We start from the raw sequence: 6,802 nt of genomic DNA, 5'->3' as shown, positions 1-6,802 counted from the left end.
GCCCCGGCCGCCCCGGCTCCGGCCGCCCCCGTGGCTCCGGCCGCCCCGGCCGCGCCCGCCCCGGCCCCGGCTCCGGCGCCCGCCGCCGCTGCCCCGGCCGCTCCGGCGCCCGCCCCGTCTCCGCTGACCCCGGCCACCGCGCCGACCTCCCCGACCGCCACCCAGGCGACGGACGAGGGCGCGTACGTGACCCCGCTGGTGCGCAAGCTCGCCGCCGAGAACGGCGTCGACCTGGCCACCGTCAAGGGCACCGGCGTCGGCGGCCGTATCCGCAAGCAGGACGTCATCGCCGCCGCCGAGGCCGCGAAGGCCGCCGCCGCTCCGGCTCCGGCCGCTGCCGCTCCGGCTGCCGCCGCCGCGAAGAAGGCCCCGGCGCTGGAGGTCTCCCCGCTGCGCGGCCAGACCGTCAAGATGCCGCGCATCCGCAAGGTCATCGGCGACAACATGGTCAAGGCGCTGCACGAGCAGGCCCAGCTGTCGTCGGTCGTCGAGGTCGACGTCACCCGCCTGATGCGCCTGCGCACCCAGGCCAAGGACTCCTTCGCCGCACGCGAGGGCGTCAAGCTCTCCCCCATGCCGTTCTTCGTGAAGGCGGCGGCCCAGGCGCTGAAGGCCCACCCGGTCATCAACGCCAAGATCAACGAGGCCGAGGGCACGATCACCTACTTCGACTCCGAGAGCATCGGGATCGCGGTGGACTCCGAGAAGGGCCTGATGACCCCGGTCATCAAGCACGCCGGCGACCTCAACATCGCGGGCATCGCCAAGGCCACGGCGGAGCTGGCCGGCAAGGTCCGCGCCAACAAGATCACCCCGGACGAGCTGTCCGGTGCGACCTTCACCATCTCCAACACCGGTTCGCGCGGCGCGCTGTTCGACACGATCATCGTGCCGCCGGGCCAGGTCGCGATCCTCGGCATCGGTGCCACGGTCAAGCGTCCGGCCGTCATCGAGACCGAGGAGGGCACGGTCATCGGCGTCCGCGACATGACCTACCTGACCCTCTCCTACGACCACCGCCTGGTCGACGGCGCCGACGCGGCCCGTTACCTGACGGCGGTCAAGGCGATCCTGGAGGCGGGCGAGTTCGAGGTCGAGCTCGGTCTCTGATCTCCCTGATCAGGCAGTACGGCGAGAGCCCCCGTCCGGAGTCCTTCTCCGGACGGGGGCTCTGCTCGTTACGAGTCGTTACGAGCGGGGCGCCGCCAGGCAAGGCGTGCCGCCACCAGCGCGAGCCGCCGCTCACGTCGAGCCGGGCCGGGGCCTCGACCTCCATGCCCAGCTCGGGTCGGTCGTCGCGGCGTGGTCGTCCACCGCCGCGTCGTGCCCGCCGAACTCGTCGGGCATGTCCTGGGAGAACCAGCCGCCGAGGAACTGCGCGCACCGCCTCTTCGGCGCCGCCGTGCACGCCAGTCACCATGTGCGCCTCGTCTCACCTGCACCAAAGCACGCCCACGCGCCCTACCCACGAAGCGAACCCGCCGTATTGTCTAAACGTCAGCCCTCCCGAAGGAGCCCTCAATGACCGCGCCCGTCGTCCACTCGCTGCGCGAACAGATCCGCGAGCACATCGTGGAGGGGATCGTCAGCGGGCGCTGGCAGCCGGGTGAGCGGATCGTGGAGCGGCGGATCGCCACCGAGCTGGAGGTCAGCCAGACGCCGGTACGGGAGGCGCTGCGGGAGCTGGAGTCCCTCCGGCTGATCGAGTCCGCGCCGAACAAGGGCGTCCGCGTGCGGAACCTGTCCGCGGCCGACCTGGAGGAGAGCTACCCGGTCCGGGCGGGCCTGGAGGCCATCGCGGCGGAGCTGGCGGCCGTCCGCCTCGCCGAGGACTGCTCGGCCCTGGAGCCGCACGTACTGGCGCTGTACGAGGCCGACCGCGAGGCCGACGGCACCGCCCAGGTCCGCCACACGGTCGGCTTCCACCGGGAACTGGTGCGCGCCGCGCACAACTCCGTGCTGCTGCACACCTGGGAGGGCCTGGGCATCGAGGTGTTCACGGCGCTGTCCATCCGCTGGCTGGGCACCGTCCAGCAGTCGTACGCGGAGGAGCACGAGGAACTGGTGGCCGCCTTCAAGAGGCGGGACCCCCGGATCGCGGAGATCGTGAAGGCGCACGTTCTGGGCTGCGCGCCGCGCGCCTGACGCGGGCCTGACGCAGTCGAGCATCCCCACGCTCACCTGCGAAAACAAGGCGATTCGGCGTCACCCGGTGCCATCGTCGTAGGCACCGGGTGCCTACTTTCTCGGTTTCAAGCATTTTTCGACCTCAACCCTTTGATCGATCATCGATCAGCGGGTTACAGTCGCCGACGGACTTCCACCGAGGTCCTAGCCCTGTCCTGCCAAAGACCTAGGGCACCCCCGAACCCTTACCGATGAGGGAACCCCCTTCGACTGAGGAAGGCGGCGACATGACCGACCCCAACGCCATCCAGCCGAGCGCGCTCGACCAGCTCCCCGACCGCGACCCGGAGGAGACCGCCGAGTGGCAGGCCTCCCTCGACGCCGTCGCCAGGGAGGCCGGGCCGCACCGCGCCGCGTACCTGATGCGCCGCACGCTGGAGCGCGCCGAGGCGGGCGGCATCGCGCTGCCGAAGCTCCTCGAGACCGACTACGTCAACACCATCCCGACCGCCGCCGAGCCCGCGATGCCCGGCGACCCGGAGATGGAGGCCCGGATCACCGCGTGGAACCGCTGGAACGCGGCCGCGATGGTGACCCGTGGCAGCAAGCACGGCGTCGGCGGCCACATCGCCACCTTCGCCTCCGCCGCCTGGCTGTACGAGACCGGCTTCAACCACTTCTTCAAGGGCAAGGAGGGGGACGGCTCCGGCGACCAGCTGTACATCCAGGGCCACGCCTCCCCCGGCATCTACGCCCGCGCCTTCCTCGACGGCCGGCTGAACGAACACCACCTGGACAACTTCCGCCAGGAGGCCGGCGGCAACGGCCTGCCGTCGTACCCGCACCCGCGCCGCCTGCCCTGGCTGTGGGAGTTCCCGACGGTGTCGATGGGCCTCGGCCCGCTCTCCGCGATCTACCAGGCGCGCTTCAACCGCTACCTGACCAGCCGCGGCATCAAGGACGTCTCCGCCTCCCACGTGTGGGCCTTCCTGGGCGACGGCGAGATGGACGAGCCGGAGTCGACCGCGGCCCTCGCGCTCGCCGCCCGTGAGGAGCTGGACAACCTCACCTTCGTCATCAACTGCAACCTGCAGCGCCTCGACGGCCCGGTCCGCGCCAACTTCAAGATCGTGCAGGAGCTGGAGGCCCAGTTCCGCGGCGCCGGCTGGAACGTCGTCAAGACCCTGTGGGGCACCGCCTGGGACGAGCTGTTCGCCCTCGACACCACGGGTGCGCTGGTACGCCGCCTGCGCGAGGTACCGGACGCGCAGGTCCAGACGTACCAGACCCGCGACGCCGCCTACATCCGCGCCGACTTCTTCGGCAAGGACCCGGCGCTGGCGGAGATGGCGAAGCTGCTGAGCGACGACAAGATCCTCGAGTGCTTCCACCTCTCGCGCGGCGGACACGAGGCCCGCAAGGTCTATGCCGCGTACAAGGCCGCCGTCGAGCACAAGGGCGCGCCGACCGTGATCCTGGCCCAGACGGTCAAGGGCCACACCCTCGGCGAGGGCTTCGCGTCGAAGAACGCCAACCACCAGATGAAGAAGCTGACGGTGGACGAGTTCAAGGCGATGCGCGACCTGCTCGACCTGCCGATCAAGGACAGCGACTTCGCCGACGGCGTGGTGCCCTACGGCCACCCGGGCGCCGACTCCCCCGAGGTCCGCTACCTCCAGGAGCGCCGCGCGGCCCTCGGCGGCCTTGCCCCGGCCCGCCGTACGCACGCGTCGGCCCCGCTGCCGGCCCCGGCCGAGAAGGCCTTCGCCTCCTTCGACAAGGGCTCCGGTTCGCAGAACGTGGCCACGACCATGGCCTTCGTCCGCCTGGTCAAGGACCTGGTCCGCGACAAGGAGACCGGCAGGCGCTGGGTGCCGATCGTCCCCGACGAGGCGCGCACCTTCGGCATGGAGAGCCTGTTCCCGTCCCTGGGCATCTACTCCCCCAAGGGCCAGACGTACGAGCCGGTCGACCGCGACCAGCTGATGTACTACAAGGAGGCCAAGAACGGCCAGATCCTCAACGAGGGGATCACCGAGGCCGGTTCGATGGCCGACTTCATCGCCGCGTCCACCGCGTACGCGACGCACGGCGAGGCGATGATCCCGTTCTACATCTTCTACTCGATGTTCGGCTGGCAGCGCACCGCCGACCAGATGTGGCAGCTCGGCGACCAGCTCGGCCGCGGCTTCCTCGTCGGCGCGACCGCGGGCCGTACGACGCTCACCGGTGAGGGCCTGCAGCACGCCGACGGCCACTCCCCGGTCATCGCCGCGACCAACCCGGCCGCGCTGACGTACGACCCCGCGTTCGCCTACGAGATCGCGGTGATCGTCCGTGAGGGTCTGCGCCGGATGTACGGCGAGGCCAAGCCGGGCGAGGACCAGAACGTCTTCTACTACCTGACGGTCTACAACGAGCCGCTGCCGCAGCCCGCCAAGCCGGGCGGCCTCGGCATCGACGAGGGCATCGTCAAGGGCCTGTACCGCTTCAACACGGTGGAGTCGGCGGGCCTGTCCCCGGCCGCCAACGCGCCGCGCATCCAGCTGCTGGGCTCGGGTACGGCGATCCACTGGGCCCTTCGGGCGCAGAAGCTGCTCGCCGAGGAGTGGGGTGTCGCGGCCGACGTCTGGTCGGCGACCTCCTGGACCGAGCTGCGCCGCGACGCGATGGAGGCGGACGCCGCCCTCCTGCGCGGCGAGGAGCGGGTGCCCTACGTCCGCCAGGCGCTGCAGGGGGCCGAGGGCCCGGTGCTGGCCGTCTCCGACTACATGCGCCAGGTCCCGGACCAGATCGCGCAGTGGGTCGAGCAGGACTGGTCCTCGCTGGGCGCCGACGGCTTCGGGCTGTCGGACACCCGTGATGCCGCCCGCCGCCACTTCGGCGTCGACGCCGAGTCGATCGTCGTCGCGGCCCTGGCCCAGCTCGCCAAGCGCGGCGAGGTGAAGGCCACGGCGGTCAAGGAGGCCCGGGAGAAGTACGGGCTGTAAGCCTGATCGGTCGCCGTTGCGGCGGACAGGAAGGGTGCGCCTTCTCCGTCCGCCGCAACGGCGTTCTGTCAGCCCTTGCCGGTGGGGCGCGGCGCCTGCGCGGTCTGCTCCAATCCGGTCAGCGCCGTGTGCAGTTCCGTCAGCTCGCGCATGATCGTGGCGCGCTGTTCGACCAGTCCGCCGACCGGGGTGAATCTGCTGTCGGCGATGATCGCGGCGACCGTGCGTCGCAGCCCGCTCAGCGCCTCGTTCGAGAGGATCCGGCCGGCCTTCTCCTGCGCCTCGGTCACCGTCTCCTCGGCCCGGCGCTCGGCGTCGGTGCGCAACCTCTCGGCCTCCAGGCGCAGTTGCTCGGCACGGCCCTCGATCTCCGTGAGCCGTTTCTCCGCCCTGTGCTGCCGCGCGGCCAGATCCCGCTCCGACTGCTCACGCCGCTTGGCGAGGTTCGTCTCGAAGTCGGCGGCGGCCTGCGCGGCCCTGGCGCGGGTCTCCTCGAAGAGCGCCTCGGCCTCCTCGCGCTTGGCCAGCGCGTCCCGCTGGGCCTGCGCCAGCAGCCCGGCGGCGTCGGTCTTCGCCTGTTCGACGATCCGCACGCCCTCGCGCTCGGCCCGGGTTCTGCGCTCCGTGACGTAGGCCTCCGTGTCGGCGCGCACCTGCCGGGCCGCCGCCTCCGCCAGCTCCCGGTGCTGCTCGGCGGCACGCGCGGCCTCCTCGCGCAGCTCCCGGGCGTCCTCCAGGGCGGCTTCGCGCAGCGCGGCGGCCTCGCCCTCGGCGACGGCCGGCCCCGCCGGGGATGCCGCCTCGGCGTCCGGCTCGCCCAGCCGGTCGAGGACCTCGCGGGCCGTGGCGGGACGCTCCCCGGGGGTGCAGGACAGCAGATCGAGGACGAGGGTGTCCAACTCGGGCGGGATGGCCGCGTTCAGCACGCGCACCGGCTCGATCCGCCCCTCGAAGAGCAGATGCATCTGCGCGTACGGGTTGTCGGCGACGAGCGGGGGCCGGCCGGTGAGCATGAAGTAGAGCAGGCAGCCGAAGGAGTACAGGTCGGTGCGGTGGTCCACGGTGCGTTCGCCGCGCGCCTGCTCCGGCGACATGTACAGCAGGCTGCCGATGGCGACGCCGGTGCCGGTCAGGCCGCTGACGAGCACGGTGTCGCCGAGGAACTTGGCTATGCCGAAGTCCAGTACCTTCAGATCGCCCTCGGCGTCGAACATGACGTTCTCGGGCTTGATGTCCCGGTGCACGATGCCCTGCCGGTGCGCGGCGTCCAGCGCGGCGGCGACCTGCCGTGCCCAGGCCAGGGCGCGCCGCCAGGACGGACGTTCCTGCACGACCGCGTCGTACAGGGTCCGCCCGGTCAGGCGTTCCATCACCATGTAGAGCACGCGTTCGTCGTCCAGGACGGCCTCGCCGCAGTCGTGGGCGATGACCGTGTACCGGCCGGGCAGCCGGGCCGCCGACCGGATCTCCCGGCGGAACCGGAGGAAGGTCTCGTGCTCGCCGATCCTGGGCAGCGCGGTGACGAGCTTGACCGCGACCTCCCGGTGCATGCGGGTGTCGCGGGCCGCCCACACCTGCCCCATCCCGCCCCGGCCCAGCCGTTCGACCAGTTCGTACCGGCCGTCGAGGATCTCCCCCCGCATGCCCCACCCCTTCCCCCGCTCCCCATGTGCCTCCAGCGTAGG

3 protein-coding genes and 3 pseudogenes are annotated in these 6,802 nt (G+C 71.6%); 3 read left to right on the top strand and 3 right to left on the bottom strand.

Annotated features, from left to right (window positions below; all coding sequences use genetic code 11):
- Window positions 1-1,110, top strand: a 1,110-nt coding sequence (gene sucB, locus ACWGJ5_RS11695; RefSeq protein ID WP_453309542.1) for a 2-oxoglutarate dehydrogenase, E2 component, dihydrolipoamide succinyltransferase, incomplete at its 5' end; no start/stop codon positions are given.
- 174 nt (window positions 1,111-1,284) lie between these two features.
- Here the strand turns inward: sucB and ACWGJ5_RS11690 are convergent.
- Window positions 1,285-1,377 (bottom strand): annotated as a pseudogene (locus ACWGJ5_RS11690) (contact-dependent growth inhibition system immunity protein); the annotation flags it as partial.
- A 144-nt stretch (window positions 1,378-1,521) separates the two neighbouring features.
- Between ACWGJ5_RS11690 and ACWGJ5_RS11685 the strand changes: the two are divergent.
- Window positions 1,522-2,145: a GntR family transcriptional regulator gene (locus ACWGJ5_RS11685; protein WP_453309541.1), complete on the top strand. Its 624-nt coding sequence runs from the start codon at window positions 1,522-1,524 to the stop codon at window positions 2,143-2,145.
- A 269-nt stretch (window positions 2,146-2,414) separates the two neighbouring features.
- Complete coding sequence (gene aceE, locus ACWGJ5_RS11680) at window positions 2,415-5,117, top strand: pyruvate dehydrogenase (acetyl-transferring), homodimeric type (RefSeq protein ID WP_453309540.1); 2,703 nt, start codon at window positions 2,415-2,417, stop codon at window positions 5,115-5,117.
- 68 nt (window positions 5,118-5,185) lie between these two features.
- Here aceE and ACWGJ5_RS11675 read toward each other — a convergent pair.
- Window positions 5,186-5,857: pseudogene (locus ACWGJ5_RS11675) on the bottom strand (cellulose-binding protein); the annotation flags it as partial.
- A 99-nt stretch (window positions 5,858-5,956) separates the two neighbouring features.
- Window positions 5,957-6,760: pseudogene (locus tag ACWGJ5_RS11670) on the bottom strand (serine/threonine-protein kinase); the annotation flags it as partial.
- Window positions 6,761-6,802 lie beyond the last annotated feature (42 nt).

Source organism: Streptomyces sp. NPDC054783, assembly GCF_053611725.1.
This window is presented reverse-complemented; position numbering and strand designations above follow the sequence as displayed.

Bases quoted from the DNA above. Each gene is read 5' to 3' on its own strand.
- ACWGJ5_RS11685 (WP_453309541.1), top strand. From the start codon at position 1,522: ATGACCGCGCCCGTCGTCCACTCGCTGCGCGAACAGATCCGCGAGCAC.
- aceE (WP_453309540.1), top strand. From the start codon at position 2,415: ATGACCGACCCCAACGCCATCCAGCCGAGCGCGCTCGACCAGCTCCCC.